The organism is Paenibacillus sp. FSL L8-0470 (genome assembly GCF_038008625.1).
GTDB lineage: Bacteria > Bacillota > Bacilli > Paenibacillales > Paenibacillaceae > Paenibacillus_AQ.
In genome coordinates this window covers 7,144,270-7,160,821 of record NZ_JBBOZM010000001.1, presented here as the reverse complement: position 1 = coordinate 7,160,821, position 16,552 = coordinate 7,144,270, and the positions used below count along the sequence as shown (strand labels likewise).

Below are 16,552 nucleotides of genomic sequence, written 5' to 3'. Positions count from 1 at the left end.
TATCAGAATCAATCGCTCCTTTGGATATACTCCAGAAATTCAAGGATGATTTCAGAAACAGCATCTTCTTTGGGCATGTGAATGAACTTGCTTATATTTACTATATCTTCCTTATAGAGCTGAATAAGCTCCAGCATCGCTTCCGGGTCCTTTTGCCTGACAGCCTGCATTAATTCCAGGATCTGGCGGTCTGTGATCATTTCAGCATCATCTTTGTTTTCCATAGTGAATTGCCCCTCTAGTTGAGCTATTTGATAGGAACTTATGTTCGCATATTAACATAATTTAAATCATTATTCAATATTTTGGGTGGGGTGTGAACCGCTTCATCCTGTTCCTCGACCCATGTGATTTAGGGTGATCTAAAGTGATATAATAGTGCCAGCTTCTAGCCGAATGACATGAAAGGAGGTTTCTTGTGCACCTATCTGTGTTTTACAATCATATTGTAAGGGCAAGCGAGCAAACCGGGCTGACATTGGAGGAAGTACTGGATAAAGCACAGGAGTTTGGCATCAGTGCGGTAGAGCTGGATCTTGAAGAGGCCTTAGGCTGCGGCAAAGAGGTCATGAAGAAACGGCTGGAACAAGCGGGTATTTCGGTCGCGTCGATGTATGGCTTTTTTGATTTTGGGAATGACCCCGATACCAATCCAGGGTTTGAATTTATCGACACGGCGGAATATTTGGGAGCGGGGAAAGTGCTCATGATCCCCGGATTCATTGATGAATCTGCAAGTGCCGAGGAGCGCAATAAGGCGCTGCATAATATGGCCGGGGCTTTGAAAGCGATTTGTGATTATGCTGAACGTAAACGCATTCTTGTGACGATGGAGGACTTCGATGACCTTCGCGCGCCGTTCTCCGGCTCGGAGGAACTGCTCTGGTTCCTGGAGCATGCGCCTAAGCTGCACATCACTTTTGATACAGGGAATTTCGTTTACCGTGGTGAGGATGAACTGGAAGCCTTTGAGAAGCTTAAGCATAGAGTCGTCCATGTCCACTGCAAAGACCGCTCAGTGGATGAACAGAATGGCGGCATGCCGAAGCTGGCCATGAGTGGAGCGCGGCTGTTCCCATCGCCCGCCGGGTATGGCTTCATCCCGATTGAAGAGATTCTGACCCGGCTGAAGGCGAGCGGTTACGATGATACGCTGGCTATTGAGCATTTTGATGCTGTGGACCAGTTGGGCTACATGGAACAATCGGCGGAGTGGCTTCGTTCCGGCTGGGCTAAGCAGCCGGTCTAAAAACTTAAACACACATAAGAATGGCCATTTTACTTTGTAAAAGGAGGACTGGAATTGTTTGATACAGCTGACGATGGGCAATTGATTGAGCGCATAATGCAAAAAGACCCGGATGCCCTCGAAAGGCTTTACGACCGATATGAACAAGTAATCTATAGCTTTGCCTACCGGATAGTAAAGGACTCGATGGCGGCCGAGGAAGTGATGCAGGAGCTGTTCCTGCGTATTTGGAAGAATGCGGAGCACTTTGATGCGGCCAAGGGGAAGCTCACCACCTGGATGTTCACGGTGACCCGCAATATTGCCATAGCCCATCTTCGCAAGCGGAGCACAAGGGTTCCGCAGCAACCCGGATCAGAGAGTCTGGAGCTGATCCAGGATCAGGCGACGATGACCGAGGAAACGGCCGAGCTGCTGATGGCCGGGGAGCAGGTAAGGGCAGCACTGAGAGAGCTGAGCAGGGATCAGCAGCAGGCTCTGGATATGATCTATTATCAGGGCTTAACCCAGCAGGAGGCAGCAGACCTTGCATCCATTCCGCCGGGCACGGTCAAGAGCAGGGTAAGATTGGCAATGAAACAGCTCCAGAAGCGATTGAGCCATTGGGGAAGGAGGGAGCATGTTCATGACTGAAGAGGCGAACGATAGATGTGAACTGGTTGAATTGTATGTTCTGGAAGCTTTGCCTGAAGATGAAATGCAGAAATTCGAGGCTCATTTAATGGAGTGCACAGATTGTAGCAAGCGGGTGAAGGAATATCGCAGCGTGATGGACCTGCTTCCTCTTGCCTCAGAGCCTGTTCAGCTGCCCTCGGGAATGAAGTCACGGATAATGTCCCGGGTACTGGTAACGGATGCTCCGGCACAGGTCAAACGTTCAATAGAAGAGGAGCCGGTCCAGGCACTTCCTGTAGAACGGGAAGTGAAGACAGTGCCCCCGGCTGCGCCCGCCAAAAAAATCCCATTCTGGCGGTACGTAAGCCTGGGTCTTGCCGCAGCGGTGCTGATTATGATGATTTATGCGGGACAGCTGCGTCAGGATGTGGACCAGCTCCAGCAGCAGATTGCCGGCGGCACGAAGCCGGCACAGGAGCTTAAGGTTCATGAGTCGGTCGCACTGAGTCCGGCGGCCAAGGATATTGTGGCCAGCGGTTTGGCGACGATCGTCGTTGACAGCAGCGGCACCCATCTTGTCGTTCAAGCGGAGAATCTGCCGGAGCTGACAGGAACGGAAGTGTTTCAGGTATGGCTGATCAAGGGAGATGCCCCGCAGAATGCAGGAACCTTTGTATCACGCGCGGGGAATGGCGCGCTCTATTATTCATTCAAACCGCAGGAATACGATACAGTGGCGATCAGCCTTGAGCCAGATGCCAGTGGAGAAGCACCACGGGGGCAGATGGTCCTTACCGCACCGATAAAAAAAGGGTAACAGGGCAGGGAATTAAATTCCCCGATACCGAAGAAGACAAAGGGCCATCCAAGCGGATGGCCCTTGTTCCAAATATAAGTTAGTTTACGGATTAAGATGTGGGATTCGCTTGGAACAGACTGTTTTTGTACTGAATCAGCGGTGCCAGCCACACCATACCCGTGCCCCGGTATACATTGACCAGTCCCTCACCGGAGGCCGCAGAGCCCATCCGGGTTTTGCCGGATTTCTCAACGGTGAAGTCCAGGGAATTGGACCACATTAACGCAAAGTTTCCATCCACCTTCAGTACATCATTCTGCAATTCGATGACGACGGCTTCTTCGGAAGGAATGGGGGCTTCCAGTGCCAGAATGCCTTTTCCTTTGGCACTTAGATTAAACAGTCCTTCTCCTCCCAGTACGGCAGAGGATGCATTCTTACGCGCAGTGACAGCAACGTCCAGTGTCGACTCGCAAGCCAGGAACATGCCATCGTCAATGACGATATGGTCGTTGTCGACGTCAATCAGCCACAAATATTTATAGGTGGTCTCCAGCAGAATCGTTCCCGTACCTTTGTAAAGCGGTTTGATTGCCGTGGTGCCGGTCACCGCACTGGAGACGATGTTTCTCATGAGCCCTCCAACACCCTTAACCCCGGAGGTCATTTCAATATTGCCAATCATATATTGCATCGCCCCTGCGCCCAGCATAACCTCGCTGTTGCTCAGTTCAATCATAAGCTGCTTGTTGCGCATATTGCTTTTGCTCATGAAGAAGTTGTTTTGGGCTTCCAGCAGTGTGGTGCTGCTCAGATCCTCCTTATATTCGATGACCGTAAATCCGCCAAGCTGCTCCTTAATCACTACATTGCTGTTATCTTTCAGATTATTAATCGTGTAAGCCATAAGATACACTCCTCCACCCTCGCAGATATTGTGACAATACGCAGTTGCCTTCAAGGCATAAGTATTCGACAAGAAAGGGCAGTATCCTTGCTTTTCACTCTTGAATAATAACAATACGAAATATATAATATGGAGAATCTGACAAATGAGGTGAATGGATGTCTTTCCGTATCGTTCCGAGGAACTAGTAATCGGGCTGGGTAACACGCGTACCAGCTATCAAGGGGGCAGTCTGTCTCTTTGATCGACTATTACTAGCATTCGGAATGGTGTCGGGCGGTCATTTTACGGAGCCGGGACACTAAGCGGTTTAACTTTGGGACACACATTTTTGAATTGTGGGGGTTCTCTGGAGTTGAACGGCGGAGGAAGTCCCGGCTTTTTTATATACTTCATTTGAAAGATTGGGGATATCTGTGATGTTGAGAAAATGTCTTGTCCATCTGAAAGGGTGGATTGTGCTGTATATCAGTTTAGGTTTTGCCATTCAATTCTTAAGCAGTCTGGGGATTGTGGTCTTTCAGAAGATCCTGGATAGGGCTGTGGAAGGAACATCTTTAGGAGAAATATCGGGTTTTATTGTGAGCTATGGGGTACTGCTGGGCCTGGTGGTCGTCCTTAACTATGTGGATGAATATCCAAGCGCCCATCTGTCGAACAGCATCACGGAGCGATTGAAGATCCTGGCGCTGTCCAAAATATCCAAAATCGATTATCTGGCCTATCAGGAGATGGGTACAGGCCAAATGATCAAAGTGATTGAGAACGGCGCAGCGGCCGGCAACAGCATTATTTACTCCTTTTTCCTCAAAACCCTGCATGAGCTGCTGCCCACGATAATCTTCAGCCTGATCTTCATCAGCTTCTACGATATGCGGATCATGCTGGTGATTGCTGCCGGCTATGTTGTGATCTTCCTGATCACAAACGTATTGCTCAAAGTTTTGTACCGGATCAAGTCAACCATACTTCAAGAGCAAGAAGCCATGTCCAGATATTCCATTCGTGGATTTATGGAGCTGGTCGTCTTCCGGACGAACAGAAAGTATGAGCAGGAGATCCGCAAAATAAGTGATACCGCAAGAAATATCATTCATAAAAGTGCTCAGCTGCAAATGATTCATGAGTCCTTTTTTGCAATCTTCGAACTGTTTATTACTGTCATCAAAGTGATTGTGCTGATCTACGGGGTGAGAAACGTGGTGTCAGGTCAGGCCTCTCTTGGGGTGATGGTCGCATTGTTTATGTTTATTGATAAAATATATACGCCGATTGCCATTTTCAATGTGCTGTTCGTGAATTATCGGCTGAATAAAGTAACCTACCAGCGGTTTGAGCAGTTCATCAATGCGCCGGAGGACCGGAATCTGGAAGCCGGAACAGCAGTTACAGAGCTGCGGGGTGCTTTTGAATTCAGAGATGTGTCTTTTAAATATGGAGAGGTTCCGGTTCTGCGTCAATTATCCTTTTCGATTGCGCCCGGAACGTCGGTTGCTCTGGTGGGACTGAGCGGAAGCGGGAAATCGACGATCATCAAATTAATGGCCGGACTGTTAAAAAAGAGCGGAGGCCAGCTGCTGCTCGACGGCGTGGAGTTGGATCAGATTTGCCTGAACAGCTATTACGAACATATCTCCTATCTCTCTCAGGACAGTCCGATTTTTGACGATTCCATCCGGGGGAATATGGTGTTCGAGCAGAGCCTTCCGGATGAAGAGCTGTATGCTGTGCTGGACAAGGTTCATTTGAAAGAGAAGGTGCTGCAGCTGCCGGAGCAGCTGGATACCCTGGTAGGGGAGAAAGGCCTCAAATTATCGGGAGGCGAAAGACAGCGTTTGGCCTTTGCCCGGGCTATTTTGCAGAAGCGAAATATTGTCATTCTGGATGAACCGGTATCAGCCCTCGATAATATTACGGAGAAAAGCATCATGGAAACGGTCTTCCGCGAATTTCAGCACAAAACGGTGATCATTATAGCCCATAGGCTGAATTTTATTAAAGAGGTCGACAAGATTCTTGTGATGGAGAACGGCTGTCTTGCGGGCGAAGGAGATTTCGAGTCCTTAATGGAACATTGCGCTCCTTTCAGGGCCTTGTGGAATAATGGCAGGGTATCTAACCAAACTCTTCCCTTTGCGAGATCTTGAACAGTGCAGCAAAAATGGCGGTGACAATGGATAAGGTGATCAGATAGGGCTGCGACATCGTCAACTCCGCAAACCAATACTCCCCGGCCAGCAGGAAGATGACATAAGCCAGACCCAGACCGAAGAGAAAGGAGCTTATTTCCCCGGCCTCTCTTTTTATGTTCAATTTCTGGGTAATCAGTGACAAAACTACGGACAGATCATACGCGATCACCATGAGCATGCCGGCAGTATAGTAGGTGCGGTCCTCCATCGGAGCAACCCCTTGGTCGATAATACCTGCAAAAAACTTTGCGATAAGCATGGCCACGATCCAGGCGATCAGATGGGAAGCTGTTTCTATAAGAACATTTTTTGAATAGCTTCCTGCAGTGGCCTGCGCCTGTTTCTCCCAATAGGAATAAATGAGGATATACAGGGTAAGTCCGATGCAGCATGTATAGAAATATCCGGGTAATTCCCCTGAAAACAGTTCTGTCAGAAGTTTAATACCTGTCTTTAATACTTCTCCGATGATGGAAAACAAAATTACGGCCTCCCCAAACCTATGTGGTATAAGAACTATTGGTCAAATTTCAGGTTTTGCGGTTCCGGCGGAAAGACTTCTGCATCCACCAGGCCATCCGTTACCGGGATATCCTTGCCTACTTCTTCAAATTCACAATCTCCCAGCCATACCTTCCCGGGGCCTGTCAACAGGATTCCGATATTGATACATACGGCTTCGGGAGGTACATCCAGCACACAAGCGTAATGGTTCCATTCCGTGGTCCCCCGAATGCTTCTGTGCTGCATGTTGTCGAAGGCTAACAGGTTCTGCAGCTTATCATCAATCCGCATCCATAAACCGCACCAGTCGGTGACATTCTCCGTACTGACAAAGCCGGCAAACCGCATCCGCTTTCCCGTATACGGCTGGGCCTGGAATTGCTGCATCACTGTACCGAAATCATTGAACTCGAATGTTTCTCCGGCCGTAGACTGTAGACAGACAGAGGGGGTGGTCTTATAGTGGATTCGGGTATCCAGCGTCACGTTATACTTCTCCGGAGTCGTTCCGGTAACTTTCCAGCCTTTAATTTCTGACATTGTGTAGACCTCTCTTTCTTGAATCAGCAGTTTCATCTGCGCTCTGTATTGGGCAGGCGGTAAAGCATAAATTTCCTTAAAAGCTCTGGTAAAGGCCTCCTGGCTCTCAAAGCCATATTGCAACGCAATATCAAGAATGCGCTCCTCCGAATACAGCAGGAGATTTGCCGCACAGCTCAGCCTGCGGCTGCGGATATGCTCATAGACACTTTTGCCGACATATTTACGAAAAATACGGTGGAAGTGATACTTGGAGAACCCCGCTTCCTGTGCAATCCGTTCCAGGCTGAGCTTCTCTTCGAGATGCTGTTCAATATACTCAATGCTCGTATGGATCAAATGGTAGTACAGTATGTTCACCCCTTCCGGCAAGTAATACTATATAACATACATCTGAACCGATTTTGATAAATCTTGCTGTGATTTAAACATCATCTTGTGCGTCTTCCGGTGCAGTATAAAGTCCACTTCGTCCTTGGTTGGCTGGAATCAGGCTGGAAATGGTATAATTCCTATAAGTAGTAGTTATCGAACTGGGAGGCATAAATAATGAGTGAAAATCTGTTGGAACAACTGGAATTGTGGCATGAAGAAGACGAGATTCAGGAGATCGTCGATGCGATTGAGGAGATTGATCCGGAGGAACGGGACTATGTGCTGAATAGCCACTTGGGCAGAGCGCTGAATAATCTCGGACGTTATGAAGAGGCACTGGAGCTTTTTGAGGAAATCGCCGAAGAGGGTGAAGAGGATCCGCTGTGGCATTTCCGCGTGGGCTTCTGCCATTACTATCTGAAGCAATATGATGAAGCCATCAGAGAGTTTGAAATCGCTGACAAGCTGGACCCTGAGGATGAAGATACCCTGGAGTTTCTGGCACTCAGCCGCCGTAAAGCCGCTAAGAAGAAGTCCACTGTCAAGAAGCCTGTACAAAAATTCGATTTCTCGAACTTTTGGGATGACAGCGAGTATGCGCTCGATACCTACGTATCAGCGCCGCCTTCGGATGAGCTGATTGCTTCCGTGGAGGAAGAGCTGGTCTTCAAACTGCCTGCGTTCTACACTTCCATGATGAAATTACATAACGGGGGGATTCCACACAGCACGCGTATTCCTTTAGGACAAGAGTCTCTCGAAATTTCCGGTTTTCTGGGCATTGGACGGGATAAGAGTCAATCACTGTGCGGAGCTGCGGGCAGCCGGGTTAGAATTGAAGAAGGCGGATACCCTGAGATTGGCGTAGTCATATGCGACACCCCTGCTGCAGAGCATGAAGTGGTAATGCTGGATTACCGCTCATCCGGCAATGACGGCGAACCGGAGGTTGTTCATGTGGACAAGGACAATAATTACAAGATCACGAAGCTGGCCAATAACTTTGAGGCCTTTATTCGCGGACTGGTGAGTGCGGAGAACTGAGTTGCCGCGGATAGAATCGTGCAGTTCAGTGTAATGACGTCATGCTGAATAGTTGGAATGCAAAGGCCCCCATTAGGAGGGCCTTTTTGCAACTGATAAGAAAGGACATAGCCGGTTCTTCTGCACAGTAGACAAAAATTATAGCTGAACTCTGCCTAAACGGGGGGATTAAACTTTGCTATGATGACGGGGCAAGGCTTACATAACGGGAGGAAATACAATGTTGAATGTGTTTGATGTTGCCAAGACGCTTGTAAATCATATTGAAAAAGTTTATTCCGAAGATATCGCGCTGGTTGCTTATTACGGGTCATATGCTCAAGGGACGGCTACTAAACGCTCGGACCTGGACTTCTTTTTCATTCCGGCTACGCCTAAAGGTTACGGGGCAAGCATTCAGTTTATTATTGATGACATCAGTTTCGACTTTTGGCCAATCAGTTGGGAACGTGCGGCAAGCATGGCCTCATTTGAGGAATTCAAAACTTCGATTATCGCTGACTGCAAGCTGCTGTACGTACGCTCAGAGGAAGACCGTGAAAGACTCATGAAGCTGCGTGAACCTATTTCCAGCATGCAATCCCCCGAAAACAGAAGCAACAGGGTCGGAAAAGCAGAAGCCGAGTTCTGCAATGTATACACACACCTGTATAACCTTTGCCGCGCCGGTGCATCCGGGAATATAGCTTATTACAGAACAGAAGCGTACGGCGTATTAACGAGGGGGCTGCAAAGCCTGGCGTTGCTGAATGGAACATATTATAAAAGCGGCTTCGGCAAAAACCGGGAGCAAGTTCTCAGTCTTCCGTTACAACCGCCCCGCCTGGAGCCGCTGATGGAAACCATTATGCGCAGCAGCGTAACAAGCGAGATTGTAGAAGCTTGTGAGGAACTGGTAGCGGGTATATTTGCTATTCTGTCAGCGGAGCAGGAAATGGGCTATGACGCACCTTCTTACCCCGACCGCATGAAGGGTTGTTATGAAGAGGTGAAGGGCGTTCTGGACAAAATCATTACCGCTTGCGAAAGGAATGATTATGATACGGCATTCTTTTCCGCCATACAGGCACAGGAGGAGATCGCCAGCTTTTTATTTCTTGCCGAGACGGGAATCTGGCCCAGCGATTTGATGCTTCATTCGGCTTATGAGGACGTATACCGGCGGTTGGGATTCCCGGAGCTGGCTGGATTGCTGAACCCGGATGACCTATCGCCGTTACAAACCGCTGTGGAACGGTTAAATGCTGATTTGGAAGGGCTTTTCCGCTCCAAGGGAGTGGAGATCAACCGCTTCGCGGATATTGAAGAATTTCAAGCATTTCTAAAGGGAAAATACGCAACAGCATAATTTATTCTGCGGGAGCAAAGCACTCACCCTTAAAGGGATGGGTGCTTTTTGTGTCTTTTTGAAATCATAATCAATTTCGCTATATATAGAAAATATGGTAATTATGGGATTTAATCCGCATCCGCATTTAAACCTTCACAGTCTTTTTACATTCATCGGTATGCGTGAAAGGATCAATGCCGCTACCAGCAGGGCAAGGGCCACGAATACGCCGGACTCACCCGTCCATAACAGCACTTGATCCCCTTCAGAAAAGGTATCAAAGACATTTTGGATCACAGCATTCCAAGAAGCATGCAGGAAGATAGCAGGCCAGACGCTGCCGGTAGTGAGGCGGAGACGTCCAATGATATATCCGAATGAGGTTACTGTAACCATAAACAATACGATGGAGAGAGCGAGATAGGGGCCGGAATAATAGAGTCCAGCAATTATTAAGGGAAGATGCCATAGTCCCCAGATGATCCCGCTCGTCAATATCGGGTAAGGAACATGCGCATCAATCAGCCGTGTCAGCATATAACCCCGCCAGCCCAATTCCTCGCCGAGGCTGCCGATCAGCCCCATTGCGGTACCGGCGACCATCTGCACCAGCAGAAGTGCCGTGAAGACTACAGCAGGGGGAGCCTTAATATAGGTTTCAGGCGTAACATATTGCACGAGTCCAGTGATCCAGGCAATACCGTAGGCTACGAAGCCAATAAAGACAGGAAACAGAAGTACAAAAGGTAGTTTCTTTAACGATCGGCGTCCACCCACTCTTAAGGAGATATCAGCGATCCCTTCGCGCAGGATCAAACGGGCGAAGATTGAGGCAAGGCCCGGCGCCCACATCAGGAGCAGTATAAAAGCGGGGTTTTTCATACCCAAAATATAGCCGATGACAGAGATGGGAATGAGCAGGGTGAAAAAAACGAGAAGTCCCCGACGGGCAAATCGCATTCGTTCTTCCTGTCCGCCCGTAGCGGAGGCAGGTGTGCTGGCCAGTTTAATTTTCATGATTAACCCCTCTTTTTCCAATGTATGTATATCCATGGAATAGTATAGCAATCCCTCCACCCTGATCTGAACTAACCTCCGCCCAGTCTTTCTACTGGTCTGAGGCCCAGTAGAAATGGGGGTAGGAGTCTGGGCAGGGCACGTCAATGTTGGTGTTGGAGAGCTTCTGCGAGCTATAGCAGGGTTAATTTTGTGATGTTGGAATCAGTACAATCGGCGGGTCAATGCCCAGAAGAGCAGGGCCAATGCACTGACAACTGCGCCCAGCAAGCATACTCCATTCCAGCCCATGTGTTCATAGATCGTAGTCGACGCAATGGACCCGGTGGCGCTGCCAATAGAATAAAAAATCATGTAACCGGCGGTAAGCCGGCTTCGCGCTTCAGGCCGCACAGAGAGAATCATGCTCTGGTTGGTGACATGTACCGCTTGCACTGCCAGATCAAGCAGGAGGATACCAGCGATTAAGGCCCAAAGTGAATGTTCGGTATAACTGATAGGCAGCCATGACACAAGCAGCAGAATCAGTGCCGCGCCAGTGGTCCGCTGTCCTAACCCCAGATCCGCAAGCCGCCCTGCCCGCGCTGCCGCTAACGCCCCGGCGGCTCCCGCAAGGCCAAACGCTCCAATCGCAGTGTGTGAAAGAGAAAGCGGCGGAGCACTAAGCGGCAGCACAAGCGAGGTCCATAAAATACTGAAAGCAGTGAAAATCATCAGGGCGAGGGCAGCGCGAATGCGCAGGACCCGTTCCTGTAAAAACAAGGTGAGTGTAGAGCGCAGCAGCTGCAAATAGGATAATGGCTCTCTTTCATGCTCATCATGAGGCAGTACCCGGAACAATACGCCAGCCATAAGCAGCGATAATCCGGCAGAGACTATGTAAACAGAGCGCCAGCCGGCTAAATCCGTCAATAGGCCGGCAAACGTCCGTGCAAGCAGAATGCCGATGACGATTCCACTGGTTACGAGACCGACGACACGTCCGCGCTCGGCTGGTGCCGCAAGGGTTGCCGCGAACGCAACGAGCGTCTGCGTCACTACGGCGAGCAGGCCAACAATGGCCATACCTATGAATAATACGATGCTGGAAGAGGCAGTCCCCACCACAATTAAAGCCAGGACGGATAAAAGCATCTGTCCGGCGATTAGTGAGCGGCGGTTCAGAAGATCACCGAGCGGCACCAGCAGCAGCAGCCCCAGGGCGTAACATGCTTGTGTGATTGTAATAACGATTCCGGCGGATGAATGGGGGATGCGGAACTCATCCGCAATAGCGTCAAGCAAAGGCTGTGCGTAGTAAATATTGGCAACTGCAAGCCCGCAGGCGATGGCAAACAAGAGCGGCACGTAACGGGGGATTGCAGAGCGGGGGGCTTCTGCTTGAGCTGGCTCCCATCCGGTGCCTGTATTCTCTACTGCAATCAACTTCGTTTCTGCATCAAGCTTCTTCAAAGCTTATACCTCCATGAATTTAGTATTGAGCAATTTAATAATAACATACTGATTGGTATGTAATTGGTCTTAGAAAATATACTGCTATAAAATGCTATTTGTCAAGGAATTAAACGGAAATTATGCGGGAGGCGAGCTAAAAAATGTGGATTATTGATAAGTAATCTATGGTATTATAGACGAATAACATACCGTTCGATATGTAAAGGGGTGCATTATGGCTAGGCTTCGCGAATTTAATGAGGAAAAGGCACTGGATGCAGCTATGCAGCTATTTTGGGAAAAGGGGTTCGAAGCGACCTCATTAAGCGATTTAACATCCGCTATGGGCATTCAGCGGCCAAGCATCTATTCGGCCTTTGGAGATAAAAAAGGACTATTTGAGGCAGCTTTGCGGAAATACACAAGTGCCCACGCTTCTGATGTTCGTGCCAGCCTTCAAAAGAATGTAACGGTTAGAGAGGCGTTCCGTGATTTTTTTGATGCTCTGGTGGCAAAAGAATATGGAAATGGTGCGAATTGGGGGTGTTTTTGCATCAATTCAATGGTGGAGCTTGCACCTCATGATGAGAAGTTTGAAATCCTGACGAGGGAGCACCAGATGTATCTTTCGGTAATATTTCAGGAAACGATTGAACGGGGTTTGCGTTCAGGCGAGCTGAATGCCTGTATTAACGCCAAAAGTTTGGCACAGACACTGGTCGTGTCACTGATAGGACTCACGGTAATGCTGAAATCCCGTCCTGAACGGTCATTCGCCGATAATTTTGTGAAGGAGATCCTTACATTGCTCAAATAATCATCTGGTCCGCAGCGCATCCCTACAGGGGAGGATTCTCAAGCCCTGCTGTTTCTTTTGAACCCGTTTGGAAATAATGGGGGGAGGAGGATTGAAGATGAACTATGTAGAAATTCTAATGCGGACCATTCTCGCAGTGGGACTGCTGCTGCTCATTCCCCGAATCTTAGGGAAGCAGACCCTTTCGAGCATGACGTCGAACGATTTCGTGACCAGCATTACGCTGGGCTCCCTGGCGGCCAACCTGGCCTTCAATATTAGCCTGAAATCCTCATATCTTGTCCTGTCTCTGGTTGTTATTACAGCCATCTCGTTCCTGCTCTCCTTCATTGCGCTCAAAAGCCGCAGCCTGCGCAGCTGGATCTCCGGCTCCCCCACCGTGCTGATCGAGGACGGCAAAATCATGGAGGCCAACATGCGTAAGATCCACTATACGCTGGATTCGCTGGACCAGGCGCTGAGAGAGAAGGATATTTTTAATATCGAAGAGGTCGAATATGCGGTACTTGAGGATAACGGACAGGTCTCTGTTCTGAAGAAGGAAGCATATCAGTTCGTCACGAAGCAGGATCTGGGGCTGGCGCTGCAATCGCAGGTTTTTCCCGTGGAGCTGATTATGGATGGCGTGCTGGTGGAGGACAATCTGAAGCGGAACGGGCTGACCCGGGAGTGGCTGGAGAATGAGCTGAGGCAGAAGCGGAAAGGGAAGTCGCTGGCCGATGTGTTCTATGCGGTAAGAGGCACGCAGCAGCAGGTGGTGTTCGATTTCTATGAGGACGGGATACAGCAGCCGCTGGATCAGGAATAATCTCCTTCAGAAAAGCCATCAGCTTGTTCCATTCATCAGAGTGTGCTCATATGGAAGTATTTTGCATAACTTTTTTATTGGCTTTTGAAATTATGACTGCTATATTTGAAAATACTATGTTAGAGAGGGTAAGCAGCTGAGGTGTCGGCATAAAAGGATGAGAGGCGGAATTACATGCAACAAGTATTAGAGGGTATCAGTCTAACAAACGATTTTTTATGGTCTAAGCTTCTGATTGTTCTTCTTATTGGTTGTGGTTTTTATTTCACCATTCGATCGAGATTTGTACAATTGGGCATGTTCAAGGAAATGTTTGTTGTTCTAAAAGAGTCTAATGTTAAATCTAAAGACAGCATCTCATCGTTCCAGGCATTCTGTATCAGCATGGCAGCCAGGGTGGGGACAGGCAATATAACAGGAATTGCAATTGCAATTGCCTTAGGTGGGCCGGGCGCTGTCTTCTGGATGTGGGTTATTGCGATTATTGGTTCAGCATCCAGCTTTATTGAGAGTACTTTAGCACAGGTGTATAAAGTTAGAGATAAGACGGGATTTCGTGGGGGGCCTGCTTATTATATGGAGCAAGGCTTGAAGAAACGTTGGATGGGATCTTTATTTGCCGTGCTGATCACGTTGTCTTTCGGCCTCGTCTTTAACGCGGTCCAGTCCAATACGATTACCGTTGCTTTTGAAAATTCATTCGGCACCAATCGTTTTATTGTGGGGCTTCTAATGGCTGTTGCGTTTGCAAGTATTATCTTTGGCGGCATCAAACGTATTGCCAAATTGTCCGAGTATATTGTAGTCTTTATGGCCGTGATTTACATCGCTGTTGCCTTATGCATTGTGCTGATTAACATTACCAAAATGCCGGAGGTTCTGGCGCTTATTGTGAAGGGTGCATTCGGATTTGAGCAAGTCATAGGAGGGTCTCTTGGGGCGGTGATTCTGCAAGGGGTGAAGCGTGGTTTGTTCTCGAACGAAGCGGGAATGGGAAGTGCGCCGAATGCTGCAGCAACGGCAACGACAAGTCATCCCGTAAAACAAGGACTTATGCAAGCGTTCGGTGTGCTTACAGATACGTTGCTTATTTGTTCGAGCACCGCCTTCATTATTTTGCTATCCGATGCGTATAAGCAGCCTGGGCTGGATGGCATCAAGCTTACGCAAGCTGCACTAAGCGAGCATATCGGTTCTTGGGCATCTGGTTCTCTGGCTATCATGGTGTTCTTATTTGCGTTCAGCACGTTAATTGGAAATTATTATTACGGAGAAACGAATATAGAGTTCTTAAACTCAAAGAAATCAGTAGTCATATTCTACAGATACAGTGTTTTGGCCATGATTATATTCGGTTCGGTTGCCAAGGTTCAACTGGTATGGGATTTGGCTGACTTATTTATGGGGCTCATGGTGGTAGTTAATTTGATTGCCATCCTTCTCCTATCCAAAGTAGCCTTTGCTGCCCTTCATGATTACAAGCGGCAGAAACAGGCTGGGAAAAACCCGGTCTTTGTTAAAGATAGTATTAAAGGCCTGGATCACATTGAATGTTGGGAGAACACGTCAGGTATGGAAGGGTAATAGATGGTTAAAGCCCAGGGCTCCGGTAACGGAGCCTTTGTGTTATTGGGCATTAATAGCCAAGCAGGTTACAGCACGTTTATTACCAGCATTACCACGCGTAAACCCCATTCACATCCAAAAACTCTCCGTTATGGCGTTTGCCATCCGTGGCATAGCCCACAATAATGGACGCCCCAGCTTCTTTGGATTTCCCGCCTTCCGCATTACCATTCAGATCCGTCTTCGTGAAGCCGGGGGTTACTGCGAATACCTGAGCTTTGCTGTGTTGGAGTTCTATGGCCATGGCTACAGTCATCGCATTGTTTGCGGTTTTGGAGGAATTGTAGTCAAACGCATTCAGTGCGTATTCCGAATTCTGCATGAAGTGCAGTGACGCCATATCGGTGGAGACATTCACAATCGTTCCTTCATTCTCTTTAATTATGGAAAAAAGCCGTTGGTTCAAGCGGAAGGTGCCGAAGAAATTCACCTCAAAAGCGCTCCGCAAATGCTCCTCCCGGGTATCGCTGAATGAACCGGAGAACGCCCCCGGCATGCCGGCATTGTTAATGATAAGCGTCAGATCAGAATAATCGCTGCGAATCGTATCGGCTGCCTGCTCAATACTTTCGAGATTCGTCATGTCAATGGGTAAGAACTCCACATCCAGCCCTTGGCTGGTTAATTTAGAAGCTGCGTCCTTCCCCCGTTCGATGCTGCGTGCGCCAAGCAATATCCTCCATCCGGCTTCACCAAGCTGTCTTGCGATTTCAAAGCCGATCCCTTTATTGGCACCTGTTACAAAAGCGGTTTTTGTCATCTTCATCCTTCTTTCTGCAAGATATGATCTATCAACAATTTGTAGCTTACTATGCTACACTAAGTGTAGGTCAACACTAAAAGTCAGGAAGTGAGCAAAAATTTTCACCATTGGACAGGTTGCCAAAAAAGTAGGGATAAATATTGGAGCGATTCGCTTTTATGAACGAAAAGGTCTTCTGGAGCCCGTGGTCCGCAACGAGCAAAACAATCGCTTGTACACCGACAACGAGATTGATTGGCTGCTATTTCTGAAATGTCTGCGGGAAACGGGAATGAGTGTCGAGGAGATCAAAAAGTACTACGATATGGTCAAAGCCGGAACATCTACCTTGCCGGAGAGAACCAAACTCATCCAGGACCAGAAGCAAGCCCTTTTGGACGATATTGAAAAGAAAAAAGCTCAACTCATTCACTTGGAGCATAAGCTGGAGCGCTATTATCGCGGGGAGAATTATTAGTATTCTGAGTAAGATGTAAAATGTTAATCTCCATATCAAACCACGACACAGCTGTCCGATTTCCCCTCCTATAAT

Annotated in this window: 17 protein-coding genes; 10 read left to right on the top strand and 7 right to left on the bottom strand. The window is 48.4% G+C overall.

Features of this window, described 5'->3' with window-relative positions:
• Positions 1-8: 8 nt before the first annotated feature.
• A complete protein-coding gene (locus NST99_RS32635) occupies positions 9-224 on the bottom strand; it encodes a hypothetical protein (protein ID WP_341097272.1) in 216 nt (71 codons plus the stop codon).
• Between the two features lie 194 nt (positions 225-418).
• On the opposite strand from NST99_RS32635, the gene NST99_RS32630 reads away from it, so the two are divergent.
• From NST99_RS32630 to NST99_RS32620, 3 genes are read left to right on the top strand one after another with little or no spacing between them, the layout of a single operon-like run.
• Positions 419-1,249 carry a sugar phosphate isomerase/epimerase family protein gene (locus NST99_RS32630; protein ID WP_341097270.1) on the top strand — a complete coding sequence of 277 codons (831 nt, stop codon included), beginning with the start codon at positions 419-421 and terminating at the stop codon, positions 1,247-1,249.
• Positions 1,250-1,303: 54 nt separating this feature from the next.
• Positions 1,304-1,882: an RNA polymerase sigma factor gene (locus NST99_RS32625; RefSeq protein ID WP_341097268.1), complete on the top strand. Its 579-nt coding sequence runs from the start codon at positions 1,304-1,306 to the stop codon at positions 1,880-1,882.
• Positions 1,875-2,681 (top strand): anti-sigma factor, encoded by an 807-nt coding sequence (locus NST99_RS32620; RefSeq protein WP_341097267.1) that lies wholly within the window; start codon positions 1,875-1,877, stop codon positions 2,679-2,681. The genes NST99_RS32625 and NST99_RS32620 overlap by 8 nt, the downstream gene beginning before the upstream one ends.
• 91 nt (positions 2,682-2,772) lie before the next feature.
• On the opposite strand, the gene NST99_RS32615 is transcribed toward NST99_RS32620, so the two are convergent.
• Complete coding sequence (locus NST99_RS32615; protein WP_341097264.1) at positions 2,773-3,570, bottom strand: AIM24 family protein; 798 nt, start codon at positions 3,568-3,570, stop codon at positions 2,773-2,775.
• Between the two features lie 419 nt (positions 3,571-3,989).
• On the opposite strand from NST99_RS32615, the gene NST99_RS32610 reads away from it, so the two are divergent.
• A complete protein-coding gene (locus NST99_RS32610; protein WP_341097262.1) occupies positions 3,990-5,717 on the top strand; it encodes an ABC transporter ATP-binding protein in 1,728 nt (575 codons plus the stop codon).
• Here NST99_RS32610 and NST99_RS32605 read toward each other — a convergent pair.
• Together NST99_RS32605 and NST99_RS32600 are read right to left on the bottom strand one after the other, a co-directional pair.
• A complete protein-coding gene (locus NST99_RS32605) occupies positions 5,686-6,243 on the bottom strand; it encodes a DUF5823 family protein (RefSeq protein WP_341097261.1) in 558 nt (185 codons plus the stop codon). The genes NST99_RS32610 and NST99_RS32605 overlap by 32 nt on opposite strands.
• 35 nt (positions 6,244-6,278) lie before the next feature.
• Entirely contained in the window at positions 6,279-7,178 is a 900-nt protein-coding gene (locus NST99_RS32600) for a helix-turn-helix transcriptional regulator (protein ID WP_341097259.1), read from the bottom strand.
• Between the two features lie 177 nt (positions 7,179-7,355).
• On the opposite strand from NST99_RS32600, the gene NST99_RS32595 reads away from it, so the two are divergent.
• Both NST99_RS32595 and NST99_RS32590 read left to right on the top strand, forming a co-directional pair.
• Positions 7,356-8,225, top strand: coding sequence for an SMI1/KNR4 family protein (locus tag NST99_RS32595; RefSeq protein WP_341097257.1), 870 nt, complete (start codon positions 7,356-7,358; stop codon positions 8,223-8,225).
• A 220-nt stretch (positions 8,226-8,445) separates the two neighbouring features.
• A complete protein-coding gene (locus tag NST99_RS32590; protein ID WP_341097255.1) occupies positions 8,446-9,573 on the top strand; it encodes a nucleotidyltransferase domain-containing protein in 1,128 nt (375 codons plus the stop codon).
• Between the two features lie 135 nt (positions 9,574-9,708).
• On the opposite strand, the gene NST99_RS32585 is transcribed toward NST99_RS32590, so the two are convergent.
• Both NST99_RS32585 and NST99_RS32580 read right to left on the bottom strand, forming a co-directional pair.
• Positions 9,709-10,572: a type II CAAX endopeptidase family protein gene (locus NST99_RS32585; RefSeq protein WP_341097254.1), complete on the bottom strand. Its 864-nt coding sequence runs from the start codon at positions 10,570-10,572 to the stop codon at positions 9,709-9,711.
• Positions 10,573-10,776: 204 nt separating this feature from the next.
• Entirely contained in the window at positions 10,777-11,931 is a 1,155-nt protein-coding gene (locus NST99_RS32580; RefSeq protein ID WP_341097821.1) for an MFS transporter, read from the bottom strand.
• A 310-nt stretch (positions 11,932-12,241) separates the two neighbouring features.
• On the opposite strand from NST99_RS32580, the gene NST99_RS32575 reads away from it, so the two are divergent.
• The 3 genes from NST99_RS32575 to NST99_RS32565 all read left to right on the top strand — a co-directional run bounded on the left by NST99_RS32575 (position 12,242) and on the right by NST99_RS32565 (position 15,215).
• On the top strand, positions 12,242-12,823 hold the full coding sequence (locus tag NST99_RS32575) for a TetR/AcrR family transcriptional regulator (RefSeq protein ID WP_341097251.1): 582 nt from the start codon (positions 12,242-12,244) through the stop codon (positions 12,821-12,823).
• Positions 12,824-12,920: 97 nt separating this feature from the next.
• Positions 12,921-13,631 (top strand): DUF421 domain-containing protein, encoded by a 711-nt coding sequence (locus tag NST99_RS32570; RefSeq protein WP_341097249.1) that lies wholly within the window; start codon positions 12,921-12,923, stop codon positions 13,629-13,631.
• Between the two features lie 174 nt (positions 13,632-13,805).
• Positions 13,806-15,215 (top strand): alanine/glycine:cation symporter family protein, encoded by a 1,410-nt coding sequence (locus NST99_RS32565; RefSeq protein ID WP_341097248.1) that lies wholly within the window; start codon positions 13,806-13,808, stop codon positions 15,213-15,215.
• Between the two features lie 91 nt (positions 15,216-15,306).
• Here the strand turns inward: NST99_RS32565 and NST99_RS32560 are convergent, their stop codons facing one another.
• Complete coding sequence (locus NST99_RS32560; RefSeq protein ID WP_341097247.1) at positions 15,307-16,017, bottom strand: SDR family NAD(P)-dependent oxidoreductase; 711 nt, start codon at positions 16,015-16,017, stop codon at positions 15,307-15,309.
• A 100-nt stretch (positions 16,018-16,117) separates the two neighbouring features.
• Between NST99_RS32560 and NST99_RS32555 the strand changes: the two genes are divergently transcribed.
• Complete coding sequence (locus NST99_RS32555) at positions 16,118-16,477, top strand: MerR family transcriptional regulator (RefSeq protein WP_341097820.1); 360 nt, start codon at positions 16,118-16,120, stop codon at positions 16,475-16,477.
• Positions 16,478-16,552: the final 75 nt, after the last annotated feature.